We start from the raw sequence: 23,719 nt of genomic DNA, 5'->3' as shown, positions 1-23,719 counted from the left end.
TCAACCGAAGTAAGAGAAAGGGTCACCCACCGCGTGCGCACGTTTAAACGATCCACCGCGGCCACCGTGCTCGGGGCAGCGGCGCTCGCATTGGCGCTCGGCGGCCTCAGTGAACCCGCGGTCTCGCACGCGGAAAGAAAGTGGGACAGCGACTCCTACGCGAGTTGCGCAAATGTGGCGTTAAAACGTATGGAAAAGGCACGACCACTATCGCGCAAATGAGGGAGGAGCTCAAATTCTGCTGCTGGAGAGCTGGTGGACAGATGAATGGGTCGAGATGCGAACCGGCCCCGCTGCAAGGGCCTCCAATGCCCTCGGACAGCCCCGAAGTGGCAAACCCAGGGCCGGTCGTGGGAGGTCAGAACCCCCCGCCGGCAGCGCCGCCGGAACCGGTGGCGCAGCCAGCGCAACCCGCACCGCCGCCACCACGGCCCGGTTGGGGGGTCCCCGACATCATTCGCGGCTGAGAGTGCTCGTAGGACGTGCACTGGCCTCGTGGAGCACCCGATGCAGGCGGGCGGAGGTCGGGCCGCCCGCCTTGGTCGGACGGGCCAAGGAGAGGAGCATTGGCTCCACCGCCTGGGCGGCTGACTACTTCAAACCTGCGGCGTCCATACCGCGCAATTCCTTCTTCAGGTCGTGAATCTCGTCGCGGATTCGCGCCGCCAACTCGAACTGCAGATCGCGCGCGGCGGTCATCATCTGCTCGGTCAGATCCCTGATCAGGTCGGCCAGCTCGGCGCGCGGCATGTTCGTGGTGTCGCGGCCCTCGATGATGCCTGCGCTGACGGCGCGGCCCGGCTCACCCTGCGCGCGACGGCCACGTGACGCGTTGCGACCGGAGCCACCGATCTCGACATCGTCGGCCTCCCGGTAAACCTGGTCGAGGATGTCAGCGATCTTCTTACGCAACGGCTTTGGATCGATGCCGTGTTCCTTGTTGTAGGCGATCTGTTTGGCCCGGCGCCGATCCGTCTCGTCGATGGCTTCCTTCATCGAGTCGGTGATCTTGTCGGCGTACATGTGCACTTCACCGGACACGTTGCGCGCCGCGCGGCCGATGGTCTGGATCAGGCTTCGCGGCGAGCGCAGGAAACCTTCCTTGTCGGCGTCGAGGATCGCGACCAACGACACCTCGGGAAGGTCGAGCCCCTCGCGCAGCAGGTTGATGCCCACGAGCACGTCGTAGTCACCGAGCCGGAGTTGTCGCAGCAGTTCGACGCGGCGCAGCGTGTCGACCTCCGAGTGCAGGTAGCGCACCCGAATGCCCATCTCGAGCAGATAGTCGGTCAGATCCTCGGCCATCTTCTTGGTCAGCGTGGTGACCAGCACTCTCTCGTCGCGCTCGGCGCGCTTGCGGATCTCCCCGATCAGGTCGTCGATCTGACCCTTGGTCGGTTTGACCACCACCTGCGGGTCGACCAGACCCGTCGGGCGGATCACCTGCTCGACGAACTCACCGGCGGACTGACTCAGCTCGTAGGGTCCCGGTGTGGCCGATAGGTACACCGTCTGACCGATCCGGTCGGCGAACTCCTCCCAGGTCAACGGCCTGTTGTCGACAGCCGACGGCAGCCGGAACCCGAAGTCGACCAGGTTGCGCTTACGGGACATGTCGCCCTCGTACATGCCCCCGATTTGCGGGACGGTCACGTGCGACTCGTCGATGACCAGCAGGAAGTCCTCTGGGAAGTAGTCGATCAGCGTCGCCGGCGCCGATCCCGCGGGGCGGGCGTCAATGTGGCGCGAATAGTTCTCGATGCCCGAGCAAAACCCGACCTGCCGCATCATCTCCACGTCGTAGTTGGTGCGCATCCGCAGCCGCTGGGCCTCGAGAAGCTTGCCCTGACCCTCGAGCTCGGCCAACCGCTCCTCGAGTTCCTGCTCGATGGTGGAGATGGCGTGCGCCATCCGCTCCGGACCCGCCACGTAGTGAGTTGCCGGGAAGATCCGCAGGGAGTCGACCTTGCGGACCACGTCGCCGGTCAGCGGGTGCAGGTAGTACAGCGCCTCGACCTCGTCGCCGAAGAACTCGATGCGCACCGCCAGTTCCTCGTAGGACGGGATGATCTCGACCGTGTCGCCCCTGACGCGGAACGAGCCGCGAGTGAACGACATGTCGTTGCGGGTGTACTGCACGTCGACCAGCAGCCGCAGCAGCGCGTCACGCGGGACCTCCTGGCCGACCTGCAGTTCCACCGACCGGTCCAGGTAGGACTGTGGGGTGCCCAGACCGTAGATGCACGACACCGACGCGACCACGACCACGTCACGCCGGGACAGCAGGCTCGACGTCGCCGAGTGCCGCAGCCGCTCCACGTCGTCGTTGATCGAGCTGTCTTTCTCGATGTAGGTGTCGGTCTGAGCGATGTACGCCTCGGGCTGGTAGTAGTCGTAGTACGAAACGAAATACTCAACAGCGTTGTGCGGCAACATTTCCCGCAGCTCGTTCGCAAGCTGGGCGGCCAGCGTCTTGTTCGGCGCCATCACCAGGGTCGGCCGCTGCAGGCGCTCGATGAGCCAGGCCGTGGTCGCCGACTTACCGGTACCGGTGGCGCCGAGCAGCACGATGTCGCGCTCCCCGGCCTGCACCCGACGCTCGAGTTCGTCGATGGCTGCCGGCTGGTCTCCCGCCGGGGCGTACGGACTGACCACCTCGAAGCGACCACCGGCGCGCACGATGGCGTCGACAGGGCGGTACTCCGAGTGCGCCAGCACAGGATGTTCAGTAGCGAAAGCCATATTCACCAGGGTAGAACCCCGGACCGACATGTTCTGTTCCGCGATCAGGGCGCGACGTAGGCTGTGTCCATCCATCCTCCCAAGCACGAGACATTCGACCTGCTGGCGCGCACCAACACCGATCCGAAAGGCATCGTGCGGGCCGTCGATACGTACACCGTCGAACCGTGGGGCCTGTACATGGCCCGTCCTGCGCCGGGCCGCGCGCAATTCCACTATCTGGAGTCGTGGCTGCTTCCGGCGCTGGGGCTGCGCGCCACCATCTTTCATTTCAACCCCGGCTATGAGCGCGATCAGGACTACTACCTCGATATCGGGCTCTTCACACCGAGTGAGACGGTCTGGCAGGCCGAGGACCACTATCTGGATCTGATGGTGCGCACCCGCATCGGGTTCGACCTGGCCGACGTCGACGAGTTGCTCACCGCGGTCAGACACCGCCTGCTCTCGCCCGAGGCCGCTGAACAGGCAATTCAGACGGCGGTGTCGACCATGGACGGGCTCGCCAGAAACGATTACGACCTGGACCGCTGGCTCGCGGGTCACGGGATCACCCTGACCTGGCGATCCCGCGTAACACCGGAACGATCTTGATCGATTTCCCCTGTGATGACGACAACAGCGCAGGTCAACGGCGTGGCTCTGACGAGTGCAGAGCCGGTAAAGTCAGCTGTCATGAGTTCCACCACGCGCCGATGGCAGGCAGTGGCCGCTGTCGCCGCCATCGGCACGGGCATGCTGTCGGCGCCTGCGACCGCGCTCGCTCAGCCCGGCACCGAGCCCGCCGAACCGCAGCCGGCGTCGCCTGACGCGGCCGTCCCCGAGGTGCTCCACAACGTGGTCTACCGTGCCCGGGCCGATGGCACGTCCCGCGACGCCGTGGTGGCGTACAAACAGGACGACACGAACGTCAACAGCGCCACCCCGACGATGCTGCCCGGCCAGACCTTCGAGGTGAACACGGTGCTCGACGATCCCAAGAAGGCAGGTATGACGCTGTCCATCGGATGGCCGTACGGATCGAACCTGCACTGCGAGATCCTGGTCGACGACCAGATCGTCGCTCAGGCGGACCAGTTCATCGCACCTAGGTTCTTCCGCGTCAAGGACGATCCGCTGTACGGGACGCTGCAGTGCGGCGCCCCGTTGGATATCCCGGTCGTCGGGGTCCCCGACCCAGTCGACGCACCCGTCGATCCGGCCGCCACACCGGAAGATCCGAACGCGGCGCCGTCCCCGCCTGCCGCCTGACCGTTACGGGCGCCAGCCGGTGGTGTCCGCCCATTCCCACGCCCGCCGGTAGGCGTCGAGAAACCACGGCTCCTTCGCGTCGGCGTACGCGCCGCTATCAGCGTGCGCCTGTGCCGCCACCTTCCGCTTGTGCGCGACGTAGTCGGCTTGGACCGAAGGATTGTCCCGCAACCAGTCGACAAACAGCAGGGCGAACTGCTGACCCGGCCAACCGTCGACCCTGATGTGGACATTGGTCGGCCGGCCCGGATCGGCTGAGCAGTGAAGTCGCTTGTGCCACAACGATTCTTCGTTCGTGTGATCGAACGCCGCGACCGTACTGCGGGCGTCGGGCTTGCCGACGTCAGCGGTGATCGGGCTGCGCACGTAGCCGGCGGTCGTCAACGCGTCGGCCAGTTCGTCGGCCGCCTCGAGAGAGGCGACCGTCACCTGCATGTCGATCACGTCCTTGGCGTCCACCCCGCGGACGGCCGTCGACCCGATGTGGTCTATGCGCACCGACCGGTGCCCGCATGCGGTGTTGAGCCGCGCCGCGATGCGGCGGCCCTGATCGGGCCATGACGGGTCGCTCGGCACGAGGACCGGTTCGGAGCGCGCGGGCCGGCCGTGGTCGAGGTTGTGGGCGAACGGCAGGATCCGCTCATGCCACAGCGCCCGCGCCTGCTCCACCAACTCCCCTGCGCTGCCCGAGTTGTCGAGCCACACGTCGGCAACGGCGCGGCGCTGCTCCTCGGTGGCCTGCGCCGCGATGCGGGCGCGGGCGTCCTCCTCAGTGAAGCCGCGGTGCTCGATCAGGCGCTTGACCCGTGTCTCCACGTCGGCGTGCACGATCACCACCAACGGAAACATCGGCGCCATGCCGGATTCCACGAGGAGTGGGATGTCCTCGACGATCACGGCATCGTCGGCCGCGGCCGCGATCAGCTCCGCGCGCCGGTGCGCCACCAGCGGATGCACGATTCCGTTCAGCGTCTGCCGCTTCTCGTCGTCGCTGAAGGCGATCGCTGCCAGGGCAGGCCGGTTCAACGAACCGTCCTTCTGCAGGATGTCCGCACCGAACGCGTCGACGAGTTTGCCCAGCCCCTCGGTCCCCGGTTCCACCACCTCGCGGGCGATCACGTCGCCGTCGACGACGATTCCGCCGAGCTCACTGAACGTCGAGGACACCGTCGACTTTCCGGCGCCGATACCGCCGGACAGGCCAATGCGCAGCACCGCCCCAGTCTGTCAGCACCCGAAAACAACGTGTGCCCCGACTCATAGAGCCGGGGCACACGTTGTGTACGAAGAATTACGCGTTGCCTGCGAGCTTCTCGCGCAGAGCCGCCAACTGGGCGTCGCTGGCAAGCGAACCGCCGGCGGCGGGCTCGCCAGAACTCGACGAACCGTTGGACGTCCGCGGAGCCTCGGTGGCAGCTGCTGCCTCGGCCGCGGCGAACTTCTCCATCTGCGCAGTGTGCATCTTGTGGCGACGCTCCGCCTCGGCGTAGCGCGACTCCCACTCCTCACGCTGCTTCTCGAAACCCTCGAGCCATTCGTTCGTCTCGGCGTCGAAGCCCTCGGGGAAGATGTAGTTGCCCGCGTCGTCGTAGCTGTCGGCCATCCCGTACTTCGACGGGTCGAACTCCTCGGTGTAGTCCTCGTTGGCCTGCTTGAGGCTCAGCGAGATGCGGCGACGCTCCAGGTCGATGTCGATGACCTTGACCATCGCGTCGTCGCCGACCTGAACCACCTGATCCGGGACCTCGACGTGGCGCTCGGACAGCTCCGAGATGTGGACAAGACCCTCGATGCCCTCCTCGACGCGGACGAACGCACCGAACGGCACCAGCTTGGTGACCTTGCCCGGCACGATCTGGCCGATGGCGTGGGTGCGGGCGAAGTGGCGCCACGGATCTTCCTGAGTCGCCTTGAGCGACAACGAAACCCGCTCGCGATCCATGTCGACGTCGAGCACCTCGACAGTGACCTCGTCGCCGACCTGCACGACCTCGGACGGATGGTCGATGTGCTTCCAGGACAGCTCGGAAACGTGCACCAGGCCGTCCACGCCGCCGAGATCGACGAATGCGCCGAAATTGACGATCGAGGACACGACACCCTTGCGGATGGCGCCCTTCTGCAGCTGGTTGAGGAACTCGCTGCGCACCTCGGACTGGGTCTGCTCCAGCCAGGCGCGGCGGCTCAGCACCACGTTGTTGCGGTTCTTGTCGAGCTCGATGATCTTGGCCTCGATCTCCTTGCCGATGTACGGCTGCAGATCGCGGACACGACGCATCTCGACCAGCGACGCGGGCAGGAAGCCGCGCAGGCCGATGTCGAGGATGAGGCCACCCTTGACGACCTCGATGACGGTGCCCTTGACGGCCTCGTCCTTTTCCTTGAGCTCTTCGATGGTGCCCCAGGCGCGCTCGTACTGAGCGCGCTTCTTGGACAGGATCAGGCGGCCTTCCTTGTCCTCCTTGGTGAGGACCAGGGCTTCAACCTCATCGCCGACGGAAACGACCTCGTTGGGGTCGACGTCGTGCTTGATGGAGAGCTCACGGGAAGGGATGACGCCTTCGGTCTTGTAACCGATGTCGAGCAGGACTTCGTCACGGTCAACCTTGACGATGGTCCCCTCGACGATGTCGCCATCGTTGAAGTATTTGATGGTTTTGTCGATGGCGGCGAGAAAGTCCTCAGCCGAGCCGATGTCGTTGACGGCTACTTGCGGCGAGGTGACGGAGGGACTTGGCATGTGGTGGGTTGCTCCGGACAGGTTTGGTCGTAGGGACAGTTGTTGTTGGTGTTGCCCGTCCTCGAGGAACTCGAGTCGACTCGGGCCCACGAAAAAGCACAGACAGGTACGGGTAGAGGTTACTCGACTGGGTACATGCTGGACAAACCCGGTCCAGGAAGCCCGCAAACAATCTCATCCTTGATTACCCTGCCTACGTGGCATATGCCGGTGCTCCCCAGCAGTCATGGCCGACGCGACCGCCGTTTGAGCGGAAGATCCGGCAAGTCGGCGCACCGTTGGGCGTGCTCATCCTGCTCGGCATCCTCGCCGGGCTGATCGTCATCGGTCTGACCGCGCTCAACCCGGTCGGCGCATCGATCGGCTTCCTGCTGTCCGGGGTGGCGATCGGCGTGGTCGTCTTCGCCTACATCTGGCTCGATCGGTGGGAACCGGAACCGCCCCGGCTGCTGATTTTCGCATTTCTGTGGGGTGCGTCGGTCGCCGTGATCCTGTCGGTGATCATCGGTCTCTTCCTGGACGCGCTGATCCAACAGGGCAGGTCCGAGGACACCAGCTGGGTGTCCATCGCCATTGGCGCACCGGTCATCGAAGAAGCAGCCAAAGGCGCATTTCTGCTGCTGATGATGACGGGACGACGGCGCAATGAACTCAATTCCCTGACCGACTGCCTGGTGTACGCGGGCCTCGTCGGTGCCGGTTTCGCCTGGTTGGAGGACATCCTGTACATCGCGGGCGGCGAGACTCTGGGCGACTCGCTGCTGACGGCGGGCGTCCGGCTGGTCATGGGGCCGTTCGCACATTCGCTGTTCACCACCATGTTCGCGATCGGTGTGTGGTTCGCGCTGCAGAACCGCAACCCCGCGATGAAGGCCTTCTACATCCTGCTCGGGTACGCCGGGGCGGTGATCATGCACGGTTTGTGGAACGGGTCGTCGGTGATCGGACCGGAAACCTATTTGGCGGTCTATGTCTTCTGGATGGTGCCGGTCTTCGTGTTCGCGATCGTGCTGGGCGTTCGCAGCCGCAGAAGGGAACAGCGGATCGTCGCCGAGAAACTGCCGGGCATGGTCGCCGCCCAGCTCGTCACCCCGAGCGAGGCGACATGGCTGAACTCGATCAAGAACCGCAAGCTGGCGATCGCCCACGCACGCCGTTCCGGAGGTAAGCCGGCCGGTAAGGCGGTCAAGGCTTTCGCCGCCCAGGTCGTGGAACTGGCGTTTGTGCGCGACCGCATCGACCGCGGATTCGGCGACGCGCGGGTGTACGCGATGCAGACCGAGGAGGCCAACGCGGTGCACGTCCTGCGCATGCAGACGCCCGCCTTGGCGGGACTCGCCGGGTTTCACGCTCCGCCGGTGAAGTAGGTCAGGCGCGCGTTCCTGATCGCGTGCGTGAGCCTTGCCCCTGCCCGGGCCGGCGACTGCGCTATTCCTGCACTGCCTGTCGTGACGCGGGACTCGAGGCGCCGCCCCGCCTCGAGCCAGGGACCTCATCGCTTTCGACGAAATGCTGACCCCTACCCGCATTTTCGCTGCATCTCGTGGATAGCGATGGTTTGTCGGTGGACCGGGCACGGTGCCCCGCGGCATCCCGAACCCGGAAGTGTTTGATCGCACGCATATTCATCGTGACTCGAATGTGAGTCATGGGTGGATTTCATGATCGCGGCAGCCTGGAGTTGCGTGGCGTGCAGGGACAGTGGCAGCTCCTGGCGGCCGACGCCCGCTAGTGGGCCGCGGCGTCCCAGCTTCGGCCGTAGCCGACGGACACCTCCAGCGGCACGTCGAGCGGATAGGCGGAACCCATCTGCTCGCGGACCAGCTTCTCGACCGCATCGCGCTCACCGTCGGCGATTTCGAACAGCAGCTCGTCGTGGACCTGTAGCAGCATGCGCGACTTCAGCTCGGCGTCCTTGAGGGCGGTGTCGACGTTGATCATCGCGACCTTGATGATGTCGGCGGCGCTGCCCTGGATCGGCGCGTTGAGCGCGGCGCGTTCGGCGGCCTCGCGTACGTTGCGGTTGCTGCTGTCCAGCTCCGGCAAGTAGCGGCGCCGCCCGAATACCGTCGACGTGTAGCCGTCCTTGCGTGCCTGATCGACGACGTCGCGCAGGTAATCGCGAATGCCACCGAACCGGTCGAAGTACTGCTCCATCTGCTCTTTGGCTTCCTCGGTGCTGATCTTCAGCTGCGCGGCCAGGCCGTATGCGCTCAGCCCGTAGGCGAGGCCGTACGACATCGCCTTCACCCGGCGCCGCAGCTCCGCGGTCACTTCGTCGATCGGCACGCCGAACGCCCGTGATGCGACGAACGAATGCAGGTCCTCGCCGGTAGTAAAGGCTTCGAGCACGCCTTCATCTTTTGAGAGGTGCGCCATGATGCGCATCTCGATCTGGCTGTAGTCGGCCGTCATGAGCTCGGCGTAACCCTTGCCGACGACGAATGCGTCCCGGATACGGCGGCCCGCTTCGGTGCGGATCGGGATGTTCTGCAGGTTCGGCTCGGTCGACGAGAGCCGGCCCGTGGCGGCGATCGTCTGGTTGAACGTCGTATGAATCCGCCCGTCTGCGGCCACAGCTGCCAGCAGCCCGTCGACGGTGACCTTGAGTCGGGTGGCGTCGCGGTGCGCCAGCAGATGCTGCAGGAACGGATGCCCCGTTTTGTCGAAGAGACTCTGCAGCGCGTCCGCGTCGGTGGTGTAGCCGGTCTTGGTCCGTTTGGTCTTGGGCATCTCCAACTCGTCGAACAGCACGACCTGGAGCTGTTTGGGTGAACCGAGATTGATCTGCTTGCCAATCACCGCGTACGCCGCTTCGGCGGCATCGCGGATCTGATCGGCGAACTCGCTCTGCAGTTCGGCCAGTTGCTTCAGATCCACGGCGATGCCCGCGGACTCCATCTCCGCGAGCGCCCGCTGCACCGGCAGTTCCATGTTGCCCAGCAGCGCCGACGAGTCGATGCGCGCCAGTTCCTCGTCCAGAGCGTCGGCGAGGTCCATCACTGCGCTCGCGCGCAGGATCACCGTCTGGACAGCCTGCTCATCAACGCCGTCGGTGTCATCAAGTAGCGAAAGCTGTTGCTGCTCAGGATTATCCGCGCGGAGTTCACGTTTCAGGTACCGCAGCGACAGGTCGTCGAGCGCGAAACTGCGTTGACCCGGGCGCACCAGATAGGCGGCGAGCGCGGTGTCGGATGTGACGCCGGCGAGCTTCCAGCCGCGACCCTCGAGATCGTGCATCGCCAGCTTGGCCTCATGCAATGCCTTCGGTTGGCTCGAATCGGCCAGCCACGACGCGAGCGCGGCCTCGTCGTCGGACTGCAGCACCGCGGTGTCGAGGTAGCGACCGTCACCGTCGGCCGCGACGATCGCCAACGCGGTGGCGTCGGCGTCGAATGCCAAATGCGTACCGACAACGGCCATCCCGAACCGCTTGCCGGATCCGTGTTCGGCCAGCCAGGCCGCCAACTCGCCGGACTCGAGGGCGCCGCCGCGCACGTCGAAGCCCTGATCGACTTCGGGGTCCGCTGAGGCCAGCGTGTCGAACAGCCTGTCGCGAAGTACCCGGAATTCGAGGTCGTCGAACAGGCGATGGATCTGGTCGCGATCCCACGGCTGCATCCGCAACGTGTCGGGCGTCTGAGCCAGTGGGACGTCCTTGACCAGGTCGGTGAGTTCGCGGTTGAGCACGACGGACGACAGATTCGCCCGCAGCGCATCGCCGACCTTGCCCTTTACGGTGTCCACCTGGTCGACCAGCGTCTGCAGCGACCCGTATTCGGCGATCCACTTCGTGGCGGTCTTCTCCCCCACACCCGGGATGCCGGGCAGGTTGTCGCTGGGGTCGCCGCGCAGGGCCGCGAAGTCGGGATACTGCTGCGGGGTCAGCCCGTACTTCTCCAGCACGGCGTCGGGGGTGAACCGAGTCAGCTCGCTGACGCCTTTGCGCGGGTAGAGCACCGTCACGTCGTCGCTGACCAGCTGCAGCGAGTCACGGTCACCCGTCACCACCAGCACCCGGTAGCCCGCGTCCTCGGCCTGCGTGGCCAGCGTGGCGATCACGTCGTCGGCCTCGAAGCCGGGCTCGGCCAGCACAGTGATGCCGAGCGCGCCCAACACCTCCTTGGTGATGTCGATCTGGCCGCGGAACTCATCGGGGGTGGCCGACCGGCCCGCCTTGTACTCGGGGTACTTCTCCAGGCGGAACGTCTGCCGCGACACGTCGAACGCTGCGGCGATATGGGTGGGCTGCTCGTCGCGCAGCAGGTTGATCAGCATCGCGGTGAAGCCGTACACCGCGTTGGTGGTCAGGCCGCCCTGGGTCTTGAAGTTCTCCGCGGGTAGCGCGTAAAACGCCCGGAACGCCAACGAATTGCCGTCCAGCAGCATCAATGTCGGCTTTTCGGTCGCCTTCTCGGTCGTTGCGCTCGCGGTCACGGCCCTACTCTATGCACGGCCGCCGACACGCTGTAGCCGCCGACCACTAAATCTGCCGCGCCCCCGGCGCTCCGGGCCCCGGCGTGGCGCCCGGTGGTGACGGACCCAGTTGGCCGGTGCGGATCCAGTCGATCGCCATGTCCGTCGGATTCTGCGGGTCGACGAACACCGCAAGCGTCATACCCGGCTGCGCACGCGCGACATGCATCTGCGCGACGACCTCGTCGAAGACCGCGCCGTACGGCGCGGTTCCGTCGTCGCGTACGACCTGCCCCTGGATCCGAAGGACCGGCGACATGTTCAGGTAGGACCCGACCTGCCAGACGCCTTCGACACTGACCGTGGCCGGTATGCCGTCACCGTTCATCAGCTGCGAATGACGCATCATCTTCACGCCGATCTCGGTGGCATCGGCGGCCTCGTGAATGCGGTTGGGGATGTCCCCGATCTGGCCGAAGAACGACGACGGGCGACCCTGTGATTCCAGGTACTGCTTGTTGGCGCCGTACACCCGCGCCCAGTCCTTGAACGGGTTGGGCATGCTGACCATCCCCCGTCAGTAGCCGAGGAACTTGCGGAACTGCTGCCCGACGGCCATCGACTGGCCCATCCGCTGCACCCAGCCGTCGAGCGCGGCCTTCGTGTCCGCCGGATCCCAGCCGCGCTCCTGCGCGAGGGTGATCAGGCCGGCCTCGTCGTTGATGCCACGGGCCTGCGCGTCACGAGCCAGCTCGGCATAGTCCTGCAGCGAGATGCCGTTGATGGGCTGCCAAATCGGATCTTCGGCTGACACCGAGCGGGTCGACGGGCCGCCCATGATGGCCGGATCGATGGGTCCGGCGCCCTGCACGTGCACCATGCCGCCCTGCTGCTGGCCGGCCTGCTGCGCGAATGCCTGACTGGCCTGCTGCGCCGCCTGCTTCGCCTTATCAAAGAATCCCATTGATGTTTCCAATCTCATGGGCGCGCCTCGTTGGCGACGCCGGTGCACTCAGTAGAGGTGGTCGCCGCGGCTACCAATCCCAACTACCCGAATTCTGCCCCGCAAGCGCCGGCCAAACTGGAACACGTTTCAGTTCCAGGGCCCGGTTCGTTAGGCTGACCGCGTGTCAGCATCTACTCAGCCCGCGGTCGACGGGTGGTTCGCCACCGACGAATCGGGCGCCGCGTATCTGATCGGCAGCAAATGCCATCTGTGCGGGACGTTCGTGTTCCCCCCGCGTGCCAACAACTGCCCCAACCCGGCCTGCGACGGCGACGAGCTGGCCCAGGTCCCGTTGTCGCGGCGGGGGACGCTGTGGAGCTACACCGAAAACCGTTATGCCCCACCGCCTCCGTACCCGTCACCGGATCCGTTCGAGGCGTTCGCCGTGGCCACCGTTCAGCTGGCCGACGAAGGCATCATCGTGTTGGGCAAGGTCGTCGAGGGAACCCTCGCGGCTGACCTGAAGGTCGGCATCGAGATGGAACTGACCACCATGCCGCTATATGTCGACGACGACGGCATCGAGCGCGTCGTACACGCCTGGAGGATCGCGTCATGAGTCCAGAACCGGTGTACATCCTGGGTGCGGGTATGCACCCGTGGGGCAAGTGGGGCCGTGACTTCACCGAGTACGGCGTCGTCGCCGCCCGAGCCGCGCTCGCCGAAGCCGGCCTGGATTGGCGCCAGATCCAGCTCGTCGCGGGTGCCGACACGATCCGCAACGGATATCCGGGGTTCGTCGCGGGCGCAACGTTCGCGCAGAAGCTGGGCTGGAACGGCGTGCCTGTCACCTCGAGCTACGCGGCATGCGCCAGCGGCTCGCAGGCGCTGCAGAGCGCGCGTGCCCAGATCCTGGCGGGTTTCTGCGACGTCGCGCTGGTAATCGGCGCGGACACCACCCCCAAGGGCTTCTTCGCCCCGGTCGGCGGCGAACGCAAGAACGACCCCGACTGGCAGCGCTTCCATCTGATCGGTGCGACGAACACCGTGTACTTCGCGCTGCTGGCGCGCCGCCGCATGGACCTCTACGGCGCGACGCTCGAGGACTTCGCCCAGGTGAAGGTCAAGAACGCCCGCCACGGGCTGGACAATCCGAACGCGCGGTACCGCAAGGAAAGCTCGGTCGAAGACGTGCTGGCCAGCCCGGTGGTCTCCGATCCGCTTCGCCTGCTTGACATTTGCGCCACTTCCGACGGAGCGGCCGCGTTGATCGTGGCCAGCAAGTCGTTCGCCGAGAAGCATCTCGGCTCACTCGAGGGTGTGCCTTCGGTGCGCGCGGTGAGCCTCCAGACGCCGCAGTACCCGCAGCACCTTCCCGAATTGCCCGACATCGCCACGGATTCCACCGCGGCGGTGCCCGCGCCCGATCGGGTGTTCAAGGATCAGATCCTCGACGCCGCCTATGCCGAGGCCGGCATCGGACCCGAAGACCTCAGCCTCGCCGAGGTATACGACCTGTCCACCGCGCTGGAGCTCGACTGGTACGAGCACCTCGGTCTGTGCCCCAAGGGCGAGGCGGAGCAGTTGCTGCGCAGCGGCGCGACGACCATCGGCGGCAGGATCCCGGTCAACGCATCGGGTGGTCTGGCCTGCTTCGGTGAGGCCATTCCGGCCCAGGCGATCGCGCAGGTCTGCGAGCTCACCTGGCAGCTCAAGGGGCAGGCCACCGGCCGTCAGGTCGAAGGCGCAACGGTCGGCGTCACCGCCAACCAGGGATTGTTCGGACACGGCTCGTCGGTGGTCGTCGCCCGCTAGACACCACCTCCGCGAGCGTGCGTGTTCCCCGCGCTTCGCGGTGGGCCCAGATGGCGACACGCCGGGATTCGACCGAACTTTACGCACGCTCGGCCGCGTTCGGCGAGTCGGAACTAGCCTCTGCCTATGACTGCGCCGGAGTCCCTTGCGCCGCTACCCTTCATTGACGGGATCGTTTACGGGGAAGGACCACGGTGGCACGCCGGCCGCCTGTGGTTCAGCGACGTAATGGCGGGCAAGGTGTATTCGGCCGGCGAAACCGGCGATCTAACGCTGGAGGCCGAGGTGCCGCACGCCTCCGGGCTTGGCTGGCTGCCCGATGGGACGCTCGTGGTGTCGGCGCTCATGGAGCCGAAGATCTATCACGTTGACGCGGATGGGAACATCACTGCCACCTTCGACGTCAGCGATCTCGCATGGACGACCAATGACTTGCTCGCCACCCCGGACGGTCGCGCCTACGTCGACCTGTACCGGACCGAGGGCGACGGGATCGGCCTGGTCGACTCCGGCGGCGCCGTGCGAGTGGTCGCGTCAGGGGTGTCCGTTCCCAACGGCCTCGGCTTGCTGCCGGATGGGGCCACGCTCATCGTCAACGATCTCAACGGCTCGCGGATCCTCACATATCCGATCGAAGCTGATGGAAGTCTGGGCGCGCCAAGCCTATTCGCCGACCTCGGCCCGGACCGACATCCCGACGGTCTGTGCGTCGACGTAGAAGGCGCGGTGTGGATCGGGTGTTATGACTCCGGTGAGTTTCTTCGTGTGGTGCACGGCGGCCATATCACGCATCGCATCGAGATCGAGCGGGGATGGGCAGTCGCGCCGGCGCTCGGTGGATCCGACGGCCGCACGCTCTACATGGTCGTCGACGACACCACGTTCGAGGGTCTGATCGCCGGCGAGTCGACGGGGTGGATCATGCAGGCGCGGGTCGACGTGCCGGGCGCGGGATCGCCCTGAGTTAGCCTGACGTCGTGACCGTTCCCGAGGATTGGGTACCCGAGGCCTGCACTCTGCCGACGTCGGAACGTCCCCTGCGTCTCGCGGAATTCGGCGAACTCTTCACCTGGGTCCTACGATCGGAGAGAGTGCACGACACACGGCTGGATCTCGTGCTGCCCGCCGATGTCGAGTCCGCCGCTAGAGACGTCGCCCGCCGCGAGTCCGAGTGCTGTTCGTTCTTCACCTTCGAATTCGACGGCGCCGGCGACGACGTGGTGATGCGTATCGAGGTGCCTGTCGCTCACACTGATGTCCTCGACGCCATCGAGCGTGCGCAAAGTCAGTAATTTCGTCGGTGTTTCGTGTGCAAACACGCACGGTCGCGCAATGGGGACGGACGAGCTAGGCGACGCCGAGGTAGGCGGCGCGAATGCTGTCGTCCGCCAACAGCTCTCGCGCATCACCGGTGCGGGTGACCTCGCCGGTCTCCAGAATGTAGGCGCGGTCGGAACGGCTCAGGGCCTGCTGCGCGTTCTGTTCCACCAGGAGCACCGTGGTGCCGCTGGCGTTGATTTCGGCGATAATCTTGAAGATCTGCGATATCACCATCGGCGCCAAGCCCATGGACGGCTCGTCGAGTAGCAGCACTCGCGGCCGGGCCATCAGCGCACGGCCGATCGCGAGCATCTGCTGTTCGCCACCCGAGAGGGTTCCGCCGACCTGACTCCGGCGTTCCGCCAGCCGAGGAAACGTCTCCAAAATCCAATCGAGCTGTTCCCGATGCTCGGCCTTGGACTCGAACTTCCTTCCGTAGCAACCCATTTCCAGGTTCTCGATCACCGTCATACCCGGAAACACTCCGCGGCCCTCCGGTGCCTGCACCAAACCTCGAACTGCCCGGTGATGAGCTTTGACCCTGGAGATGTCGGCACCTTCGAACCACACCGACCCCGACGTCAACGGCAGCAGGCCGGAGATCGCGCGCATCGTCGTCGTCTTGCCCGCCCCGTTGGAGCCGAGCAGGGTCACCAGTTCGCCCTCCCGGACCTGCAGCGAAATGCCGTGCAGCGCCCGGATCCGGCCGTATTGCACGACCAGGTCACGCACCTCGAGCAAGATCGGCCTGTCGTCATTCGATGTCGTCATCTGGCACTCCCAAATACGCCGCGATGACCTTGGGGTCCTCGCGGATCTCGGCCGGCAGGCCGTCAGCGATCTTGCGACCGAACTCCAGTACGACGATGCGGTCGGTAACCCCCATGACCAGCCTCATGTCGTGCTCGATGAGCAGCACGGTGTAGCCGTCGTCTCGGATCTTCTGAATCAGCTCGATCAACGCGGCCTTCTCGCGTGGATTGAATCCCGCGGCAGGCTCGTCGAGGCACAGCAGCTTCGGTTCGGTGGCCAGCGCACGGGCGATCTCCAACCGTCGTTGATCGCCGTAGGGCAGGTTCTTCGCCTTCTCCTCGCCGCGATGAGCGATCCCGACGAAATGCAGCAGGGCCGCCGAACGCTCGATCGCCGAGTGCTCCTCCCGGCGATGGCGGGAAGTACGCACGAGCGCACCTGGCACCGACGTGAAGTGCCGTGCGTCCGTGCCGACCATGACGTTCTCCAGCGCGGTCATCTCGCCCCACAGCCGGATGTTCTGGAAGGTACGGGCGATACCGCGACGGGTGATCTGGTGGCGTTTGATGCGACCCAATGGGGCGCCGTCGAAGGTCACCGTGCCGGACGTAGGCCGGTACACCCCGGTGATGGCGTTGAAGCACGTTGTCTTGCCCGCGCCGTTCGGACCGATCATTCCGAGGATCTCGCCGCGCCGAATATCGAAGGTGACCGAGTCCAGCGCGGTCAGACCGCCGAACTTGACCGTCAAATCCTGTGTCTGCAGCAGTGTTTCGCCCTCGGCCGTCTCGATCTCACGGTGGACGCCTGCCAGTTCCTCAATACTCATTTCGCCGACTCCTTCTCCGGCGACCGCAGGAACTCACGCGCGGCCTTGCCGTAGGCGAGTAGTTGCTGACGCGCCGGGAATAGGCCCTGGGGCCGGAAGATCATCAGCGCGACGAGCGCCATTCCGAAAAACAGGTACTTGAGGTCGCCGAGATTGATCCCGAGGAATTCCACGCCCAGTAGGCGGTTCGGCAGATACACGATGATGAACGCGCCGAACACCACGCCTAGTTTGTTGCCCTGCCCGCCGAGCACCACCGCACACAGAAACAGCATCGAGTTGATGATGTTGAACGTCGGCGGTGCAACGTACTGCACTTGGCCGGCGTAGAGCGCTCCGGACAGCCCGCCGATGGCTGCGCCGATCACGAACGCCCACAATTTGAACTTGAACGTGTTGACGCCCATGACTTCCGCGGCGTCCTCGTCTTCGCGGATGGCCACCCACGCCCGTCCCACCCGGCTGCGCTCCAGGTTGCCGACGAGCAGAAGAATGATGACGATCATCACGATGCCCAGCCAGAACCACCAGGTGCCGTAATTCGCGTCGCCCATCGAGTTTCCGCTGGAGAACACTCCCTCGGGCAACGCTTCGGTTTGGCCCACCCGCGGATAGGCGACCTCGTTGAGGCCGCGGGGACCGTTGGTGACGTCGGAGAGGTTGTCGGCCAGCAGCCGGATGATCTCGCCGAACCCGAGCGTGACGATGGCCAGGTAGTCACCGCGCAGCCGCAGCGTCGGCGAGCCGAGGATCAGTCCGCTCAAGGCCGTGATCGCCATCGCCAGCGGGACGCAGGCCAGCCACGCCCAGTCCTGACTGAACCAGCCGTCCGGACCGGTCTGGTTCCAGGGGCTGTTCGGACTGGTCAGCAGCGCGACGGTGTAGGCGCCGACAGCGTAGAAGCCGACGTATCCGAGATCCAGCAGACCGGTCTGGCCCACCACGACGTTGAGGCCGATCGCGATGATCGCCACCATCGCGAACTGCGCCATCGTGCCCCCGAAGCTGATGTTGGGCGTGTTCAGGAACGGCGGCGGGAACAGCGGCAGCAGTGCCAGCAGACCGAATCCGATGACGCCGAAACCCCACTTCTGGACGCGGGACAGCCGATCCCACCACTGACGTAGCCCGTCGCCGGGCGCCATCAACTTGTCGGAGAACCTCTTCGGCTTCTCGCTGAGGCTCATGCTCTTGCCTTCCCGAGGCTTTCACCGAGTATTCCGGTCGGCCGGATCAGCAGCACCAGAACCAGGAGGACGAACGCCACCACGTCGCGCCACTGCGTACCGAAAACCGCCTGCCCGTAGTTCTCCATGATCCCGAGCAGCAGGCCACCCAACAGCGCACCCCGCAGGTTGCCGATACCACCGAGTACGGCGGCGGAGAACGCCTTGATGCCGAGCAGGAATCCGCCGGAGTAGATGATCCCCTGCGGCACCTTCAGCGTGTAAAGCAGCGCGGCCGCGCCGGCGAGCAGGCCACCCAGCAGGAACGTCGTCATGATGATGCGTTCTCGCGAGACGCCCATCAGGGTCGCCGTGGTGGGGTCCTGGGCGACGGCGCGGATGCCCCGGCCGAACTTGGTTCGGTTGATCGCCATATCGGTCAGTAGGGCGAAGATCAGCGCGGAGGCGACGATCACCAGCGTGACGTTGGAGACCGTCGCGCCGAAGATCGTGAACTGAGTCTTGGGCTGCATCAAGATGATCGGCTGCTGAGCGTTGCTACCGCCGTAACCCGGGAGCAGCTTGGGCAGCACGAAATGCACGAACTCCTGCAGCACGAACGACATACCGATCGCCGTGATCAAGAACGTCAAGGATCGCGCCCCGCGTTTTCGCAGCGGCCGGTACGCGATGAACTCCAGGCCGACCGCCGCCGAACCCGAAACCAGCATCGCGAAAAGCATTGCGGCGCCGAGATACAGCACCGTGAGCGCGACGCCTTTCTCGTAGTCGTTACCGCTCGGCGTGAACCCCAGGATGATGTCGAGGCAGAAATAGGCACCGAACATGCCCAGCATGAAGATCTCGGAATGCGCGAAGTTGATCAGACGGAGCACACCGAACACCAGCGTGTAGCCGACCGCCACCAGAGCGTAGATCGCACCCCAGGACAGGCCGTCGATCGTCAACTGCCAGAAGCCATTTCGCAGGCCGTCGAGATTGAAGTTGATGTTCGCGGCCAGACAGGCGTACTGGGCTCCGTGATCCACGCACTGGGAAATCACCGGCGGCGGCTCCTTGCAAAAATCACCGTGCGAACGAGAACGCGCCCGAGCCCTGGGCCTCGGACGCGTCTCGAGCAGCTTCCTACTGGACCTTGTACATCCAGATCAACGTGGTTGTCAGTTCACCGGTGGGACTCCACTGGTATCTGCGGCCGACGCCCTGGCCGTCGTACGTACGCACGAACTCCAGCAGGTCTGGCCGCGTGATCTTGCCGGAGTCGATGCCCTTCAGCATGATCGCGCCGAGATCGTAACCCTCGACACTGTACGTGCCAGGCTCCTGGTTGAACGCCTTCGTGTACTCCTCGGCGAATTTTCCGGTGGCTGGTCCGCACGGGCAGGACAGGACGGCGTCCTTGGACGACTCACCTGCCTGCTTGACGAACTCCGGGTCCTTGGTGCCGTCGCCGCTGACGAACGTGCCCTCGAAGCCGCCGTCCTTGAGCTGTTGAACGAGCGGAGCCGCCTCGGCGTAGTACCCGCTGAAGAACACCCCGTCCGGAGCAGCGCCCTTGATCTGCGTGACCGCGGCCGAGAAATCCTTGTCGCCCTTCTTCACGGAGATGTTGCACGAGGAGTCCGCGACCGGACCGAGCGTCTCCCGGATGGCCTGGGCCAAGCCCAGCCCGTAGTCGGTGCTGTCGTCGACCACACAGACCTTCTGGAATCCGAGCGCGTTCTTCATGTAATTGGCAACCGATGGCCCCTGCACGCCGTCGTTGGCCAGCCCGCGGAAGAAGGTCTTCCATCCCTTCTCCGAGAGCGTGACGTTGGTGGCCGACGCCGTGGCGGCAACCAGGCCGGCCTGGTTGAACACGTCGCCGGTGGCGTTGGTCTCGCCGGAGAAGGCCGGTCCGATCAGGCCGATGGTGAAGGCGTCGTTGATGATCTGCGGTGCGACCTGGGTGGCCTTCTGCGGATCACCTTCGGTGTCGAACGTCTTCAACTGCACCTGGCAGCCCTTGTTGGCGGCGTTGTGCTGGTCGACGGCGAGCTGGATGCCGTTCTTGATGTTGATGCCCAGCGCGGCATCCGGCCCGTTCAGCGCGCCCGCCATGGCCAGGGACACCGGCGGGCACTGTGCGTTGCCGTCACCGGCGGGATCGAGCGGCGTCACACCTTCGGGAGGCTTGACCTCGGTGCCGTTTTCGTCGATCTGGACCTGTTCGACGATCTTCAGGTCAGTGGGTGCCGCGCCGTCCTCGCTCGGCTCGGATTGTTGTTGGCAGCCGGCTATGCCGAGCACGACCAAACTTGCGCTACCGATAGCAAATGCTTTCCGTGCCACGCGACCGCGCACGCTTCACCTCCGGGTTTATGTTTTCGTCGGCATCATCGGCCCTGCCCAGGTCGGCGCGGTCGGCGATGCTTCGGGACGACCATAGCCAACACATGGCGGCAGTGCGTGATGTTGACGAAGGGACCGTGTCGATCTGGTGGGCAATCGGGCCAAACTGCGGCGTCGGAAACGAACAATTAACGGTGGCCCGGGGTGATCGCTAGTTCGACGGGGACGTGTCGGTGGGCGTGTCAAGGGTCTCCAGCACGACCTCAGCGACGCGCTTCATGGTGGTGCGGCGATCCATCGCCGCGCGCTGAATCCACTTGAACGCCTCAGGCTCTGTCATACCCTGGTTGGCTTGCAGCAAACCCTTCGCGCGCTCGACCAGTTTTCGGGTTTCCAACCGATCCGACAGTTCGGCGACTTCATGCTCCAGTGCGGCGATTTCACTGAAACGACTCACCGCCACCTCGATTGCCGGAATGAGGTCGTTGATGTTGAAAGGCTTGACCAGATACGCCATGGCGCCGGCGTCGCGGGCCCGCTCGACGAGCTCGCGCTGACTGAACGCGGTGAGAATGACGATCGGAGCGATCCGCTTGCCCGCGATCTCCGATGCGGCATCGATACCGTCGCGACGAGGCATCTTCACGTCCATGATCACGAGGTCGGGCTTCAGGCTCTCGGCCAGGTCGACGGCCTCCTGCCCGTCGCCGGCCTCGCCGACGATTTCGTAACCCTCTTCGCGCAGCATCTCGGCCAGGTCCATCCGGATGAGGGCTTCGTCTTCGGCGACGAGAACGCGTCGTGGTTTCTCGTTGCCGTTCGGTGACTCGGGAGGAACTGCCATGCAAGACATTGTGGCGGTAGCGGCCGCGATCAGCGACCTCGGGGGCATCCTCTATGGTGGAAAGCCGCTGCGTTGCCGACGCGCGAACGCCCTCGTATCCCAATTGGCAGAGGAAACGGATTCAAAACCCGTCCAGTGTGAGTTCGAGTCTCACCGAGGGCACTCAGCACACTCCAACCGCTCGGGATGGCAGGTCAGTCGCCGTATATGCGCAGCCCTGCTGCGGACCACATTATGTGATCCGCAGCAGGTACCCCTCGTTCTATGCTGCGATGAAGCGTTCTGAGACGAGCGACACGTTGCGGCTTCCCCGCAGTCACCGCCGTCGGCCAAGCCATCCAAGCTGGGCCAGAGCCACCACGCGCAGCCCCGTAGCAGTAGCAAATTGTTGACGTGACGATTCCGGATGGTCATAAAGTCCACGGCAACCTCCGGCGCGACGAGCACTTCATTGCACGTGCGGATGAATTTATCGCATCGCTTCGAATCTCGTACGGGATCACGACAGGTGGGTCGAAGTTCTATTGCGTCGTATTGCATATCGGCCGCCGCGAGGATGTTGGGTCCAGTAGTGCCCAGGCAAACTAATTGACTCCGAGTCGCGCGTCCGAGAAGCAAAACCAAGAGGCCACAAAACGAACGCGCCGCAACTCCTCTCCTGCACGCCCGAAAACCGCAGGTAGCTACCAATTCGGAGTTAGGCTTCGGGTTGTGGCGATGAGAGGCCGGCCGGTCTGCGTGCCCGACGTGGCCGTGGAACGGCGCGGCCCCGGGCGCACCCGCCTCCTTTCTGAGCGCGCATCCCGGCGCCGACGCGTGCTAGACGTGACCGCAATGATCAGTGCCGCGATCAGCGCGTTCTTCGGCATCCAGGGATTGTTGATCGGTCAGGACTGGTGGGTCACCGTCCTCAACTTGGGCAGCGCGGCAATCTTCGTGATGATCCCGCGATTGTGCGGCATGGGCGAACTCGTCGCTCCCGTGGTGTTTTTCGTGATCTCGTACTTCACCATCACGGTGCTGTGCGTCTATCTGGGCACGGGTTCGGGGCTGCAGTTCTATTTCGTCGTGGCCGCAGCCATCGTGCTGGTGATTCTCGGTTCCGACCACATTGTCCTGGCCTCCATACTGGCCGCTATCGGCGCCGCGACGGTGGTCCTGCTCGAATTCTTCGTGCCCAACGACACCGGGACCCAACCGCCGTGGGCGTTCAAGGTCTCGTTCACGCTGACGGTGATCACAGCGTGGATCCTCGTGGTCGCGACCATCTGGTTCGCGCTGCGCGAGCTACGCCGCACCCGAGAGGCGATGGAGGCGGAGTACGAGCGATCCGAGCAACTGCTGACCAACATCCTGCCGGCGTCCATCGCCGAGCGGCTCAAGGATCCGTCGCGAAACATCATCGCCGACAAGTACGACGACGCCTCGATCCTGTTCGCGGACATCGCCGACTACACCAAACGTGCAAGCGACACCACGCCGAGCGACCTCGTGCGGTTCCTGGACCGGCTCTACACCGACCTCGATCTCCTGGTCGACAAACACGGTCTGGAGAAGGTCAAGACCAGCGGCGACTCGTACATGGTCGTCAGTGGAGTGCCCGAGCCACGGCCCGACCACATTGAGGCGTTGGCATGCCTGGCATTGGACATGGCCGAGGCCGTCGCCGATCTCAAAGACCCGAACGGACGTGCGGTGCCGCTACGAATCGGCCTGGCGGCCGGGCCGGTGGTGGCGGGTGTCGTCGGCGCGCGCAAGTTCTTCTACGACGTCTGGGGTGACGCCGTGAACGTCGCGTCGCGCATGGAAACCACGGATGTCGAGGGCCGGATCCAGGTGCCGCAGGACGTGTACGAACGCCTGAACCACGATTTCGTACTCGAAGAACGCGGTGGGGTCGACATCAAGGGCAAGGGCGTCATGCACACCTGGTACCTGGTCGCGCGTCGTGACGACGATGCCGTCCGAAGCGCGGTAGAACAGGGCGCGGCCGCGGGTCGTTCATAGGCTGAGCGCGGGGTGCCCGTGGGCCTAGACCTTGCGGTTCTCCGACTTGATGAGCCATGCCAGCTTTTCCAGACCATCGATGAGCTGGTGCAGAATATCGGCGGTGCTGGGATCCTCGGCATCCACCGCGTCATGCACACTGCGCAGGGTGTCGACAGCCGCGTAGATGCGATCGGTGATCAGGTCGACGACCTCGTCGGTGCTGTGTTCGTAGGGCGGGAACTGCGGCAGTGTGGTGCCCGCGGTGACGGTATCCGACCGGCCGTCCGGCACAGCCCACAGCGCCCGCATTCGCTCCGCCACGGTGTCGCTGGCCTCGCGCGCGAAGTCAACGACCTCGTCGAGCTGCAGGTGTAGGTCGCGGAAGTTGGTACCGACGACGTTCCAATGTGCCTGCTTGCCCTGCAGGTGCAGCTCGATCAGGTCGACCAGGACCCGCTGGAGGTTCTTGCTCAGCTCCGCCGATGCCTGGAATCCGTGTACGTCTGTGTCAGTGCGTCGTTGTGTACCCATGCTCCAGTCAACGTCTGCCAATCTG

At 64.9% G+C, this 23,719-nt stretch carries 21 protein-coding genes and 1 tRNA gene; 9 read left to right on the top strand and 13 right to left on the bottom strand.

From position 1 onward, the window contains the following. Positions 1-591: 591 nt before the first annotated feature. Positions 592-2,742, bottom strand: coding sequence for an excinuclease ABC subunit UvrB (gene uvrB / locus G6N36_RS02615; protein ID WP_163684697.1), 2,151 nt, complete (start codon positions 2,740-2,742; stop codon positions 592-594). A 69-nt stretch (positions 2,743-2,811) separates the two neighbouring features. On the opposite strand from uvrB, the gene G6N36_RS02610 reads away from it, so the two are divergent. Then, on the top strand, positions 2,812-3,336 hold the full coding sequence (locus G6N36_RS02610) for a ribonuclease FAU-1 family protein (protein WP_179964894.1): 525 nt from the start codon (positions 2,812-2,814) through the stop codon (positions 3,334-3,336). An 81-nt stretch (positions 3,337-3,417) separates the two neighbouring features. Continuing rightward, positions 3,418-3,993 carry a hypothetical protein gene (locus G6N36_RS02605; RefSeq protein ID WP_235689952.1) on the top strand — a complete coding sequence of 192 codons (576 nt, stop codon included), beginning with the start codon at positions 3,418-3,420 and terminating at the stop codon, positions 3,991-3,993. A 3-nt stretch (positions 3,994-3,996) separates the two neighbouring features. Here G6N36_RS02605 and coaE read toward each other — a convergent pair whose 3' ends face one another. Both coaE and rpsA read right to left on the bottom strand, forming a co-directional pair. Beyond that, positions 3,997-5,208 (bottom strand): dephospho-CoA kinase, encoded by a 1,212-nt coding sequence (gene coaE / locus G6N36_RS02600; RefSeq protein WP_163684694.1) that lies wholly within the window; start codon positions 5,206-5,208, stop codon positions 3,997-3,999. A 76-nt stretch (positions 5,209-5,284) separates the two neighbouring features. Beyond that, a complete protein-coding gene (gene rpsA, locus G6N36_RS02595) occupies positions 5,285-6,733 on the bottom strand; it encodes a 30S ribosomal protein S1 (RefSeq protein WP_163684692.1) in 1,449 nt (482 codons plus the stop codon). A 197-nt stretch (positions 6,734-6,930) separates the two neighbouring features. Between rpsA and G6N36_RS02590 the strand changes: the two genes are divergently transcribed. Beyond that, positions 6,931-8,100 carry a PrsW family intramembrane metalloprotease gene (locus G6N36_RS02590; RefSeq protein ID WP_163684690.1) on the top strand — a complete coding sequence of 390 codons (1,170 nt, stop codon included), beginning with the start codon at positions 6,931-6,933 and terminating at the stop codon, positions 8,098-8,100. A gap of 361 nt (positions 8,101-8,461) precedes the next feature. Here G6N36_RS02590 and polA read toward each other — a convergent pair whose 3' ends face one another. The 3 genes from polA to G6N36_RS02575 form a co-directional block, all read right to left on the bottom strand. Next, the gene (polA, locus tag G6N36_RS02585; protein WP_235690219.1) at positions 8,462-11,122 is read right to left on the bottom strand and encodes a DNA polymerase I; all 2,661 of its coding nucleotides are present in this window, start codon (positions 11,120-11,122) and stop codon (positions 8,462-8,464) included. A 94-nt stretch (positions 11,123-11,216) separates the two neighbouring features. Next, positions 11,217-11,711 carry a hypothetical protein gene (locus G6N36_RS02580; protein ID WP_163684686.1) on the bottom strand — a complete coding sequence of 165 codons (495 nt, stop codon included), beginning with the start codon at positions 11,709-11,711 and terminating at the stop codon, positions 11,217-11,219. A gap of 15 nt (positions 11,712-11,726) precedes the next feature. Further along, on the bottom strand, positions 11,727-12,113 hold the full coding sequence (locus G6N36_RS02575) for a hypothetical protein (protein ID WP_163684684.1): 387 nt from the start codon (positions 12,111-12,113) through the stop codon (positions 11,727-11,729). Between the two features lie 163 nt (positions 12,114-12,276). On the opposite strand from G6N36_RS02575, the gene G6N36_RS02570 reads away from it, so the two are divergent. The 4 genes from G6N36_RS02570 (at position 12,277) to G6N36_RS02555 (ending at position 15,202) form a co-directional block, all read left to right on the top strand. Continuing rightward, positions 12,277-12,714 carry a Zn-ribbon domain-containing OB-fold protein gene (locus tag G6N36_RS02570; RefSeq protein WP_163684682.1) on the top strand — a complete coding sequence of 146 codons (438 nt, stop codon included), beginning with the start codon at positions 12,277-12,279 and terminating at the stop codon, positions 12,712-12,714. After that, complete coding sequence (locus G6N36_RS02565; RefSeq protein ID WP_163684680.1) at positions 12,711-13,910, top strand: lipid-transfer protein; 1,200 nt, start codon at positions 12,711-12,713, stop codon at positions 13,908-13,910. Before G6N36_RS02570 ends, G6N36_RS02565 begins: the two co-directional genes overlap by 4 nt. 126 nt (positions 13,911-14,036) lie before the next feature. After that, the gene (locus G6N36_RS02560) at positions 14,037-14,873 is read left to right on the top strand and encodes an SMP-30/gluconolactonase/LRE family protein (RefSeq protein WP_163684678.1); all 837 of its coding nucleotides are present in this window, start codon (positions 14,037-14,039) and stop codon (positions 14,871-14,873) included. A 14-nt stretch (positions 14,874-14,887) separates the two neighbouring features. Beyond that, complete coding sequence (locus G6N36_RS02555; RefSeq protein ID WP_163684676.1) at positions 14,888-15,202, top strand: hypothetical protein; 315 nt, start codon at positions 14,888-14,890, stop codon at positions 15,200-15,202. 55 nt (positions 15,203-15,257) lie between these two features. Here G6N36_RS02555 and G6N36_RS02550 read toward each other — a convergent pair whose 3' ends face one another. From G6N36_RS02550 to G6N36_RS02525, 6 genes are all read right to left on the bottom strand, one after another. Beyond that, a complete protein-coding gene (locus G6N36_RS02550) occupies positions 15,258-16,001 on the bottom strand; it encodes an ABC transporter ATP-binding protein (protein WP_163684674.1) in 744 nt (247 codons plus the stop codon). After that, entirely contained in the window at positions 15,985-16,812 is an 828-nt protein-coding gene (locus G6N36_RS02545) for an ABC transporter ATP-binding protein (RefSeq protein ID WP_163684672.1), read from the bottom strand. Before G6N36_RS02545 ends, G6N36_RS02550 begins: the two co-directional genes overlap by 17 nt. Continuing rightward, a complete protein-coding gene (locus G6N36_RS02540) occupies positions 16,809-17,999 on the bottom strand; it encodes a branched-chain amino acid ABC transporter permease (RefSeq protein WP_163684670.1) in 1,191 nt (396 codons plus the stop codon). The genes G6N36_RS02545 and G6N36_RS02540 overlap by 4 nt, the downstream gene beginning before the upstream one ends. Continuing rightward, positions 17,996-19,042, bottom strand: coding sequence for a branched-chain amino acid ABC transporter permease (locus G6N36_RS02535; RefSeq protein WP_163684667.1), 1,047 nt, complete (start codon positions 19,040-19,042; stop codon positions 17,996-17,998). The genes G6N36_RS02540 and G6N36_RS02535 overlap by 4 nt, the downstream gene beginning before the upstream one ends. An 82-nt stretch (positions 19,043-19,124) precedes the next feature. Next, on the bottom strand, positions 19,125-20,342 hold the full coding sequence (locus G6N36_RS02530; protein ID WP_163684665.1) for a branched-chain amino acid ABC transporter substrate-binding protein: 1,218 nt from the start codon (positions 20,340-20,342) through the stop codon (positions 19,125-19,127). 199 nt (positions 20,343-20,541) lie between these two features. After that, on the bottom strand, positions 20,542-21,174 hold the full coding sequence (locus tag G6N36_RS02525) for a two-component system response regulator PdtaR (RefSeq protein ID WP_163684663.1): 633 nt from the start codon (positions 21,172-21,174) through the stop codon (positions 20,542-20,544). Between the two features lie 88 nt (positions 21,175-21,262). Between G6N36_RS02525 and G6N36_RS02520 the strand changes: the two genes are divergently transcribed. After that, positions 21,263-21,336 (top strand) — tRNA-Leu (locus G6N36_RS02520). 555 nt (positions 21,337-21,891) lie between these two features. After that, positions 21,892-23,181 (top strand): adenylate/guanylate cyclase domain-containing protein, encoded by a 1,290-nt coding sequence (locus G6N36_RS02515; protein WP_163690329.1) that lies wholly within the window; start codon positions 21,892-21,894, stop codon positions 23,179-23,181. Between the two features lie 24 nt (positions 23,182-23,205). Here G6N36_RS02515 and G6N36_RS02510 read toward each other — a convergent pair whose 3' ends face one another. Beyond that, positions 23,206-23,694 (bottom strand): Dps family protein, encoded by a 489-nt coding sequence (locus G6N36_RS02510; RefSeq protein ID WP_163684661.1) that lies wholly within the window; start codon positions 23,692-23,694, stop codon positions 23,206-23,208. Positions 23,695-23,719: the final 25 nt, after the last annotated feature.

The organism is Mycolicibacterium gadium, from assembly GCF_010728925.1.
Taxonomy (GTDB): domain Bacteria; phylum Actinomycetota; class Actinomycetes; order Mycobacteriales; family Mycobacteriaceae; genus Mycobacterium; species Mycobacterium gadium.
Note: the sequence above shows the minus strand (reverse complement) of the source record. Positions and strands in the feature narration are given on the sequence as shown.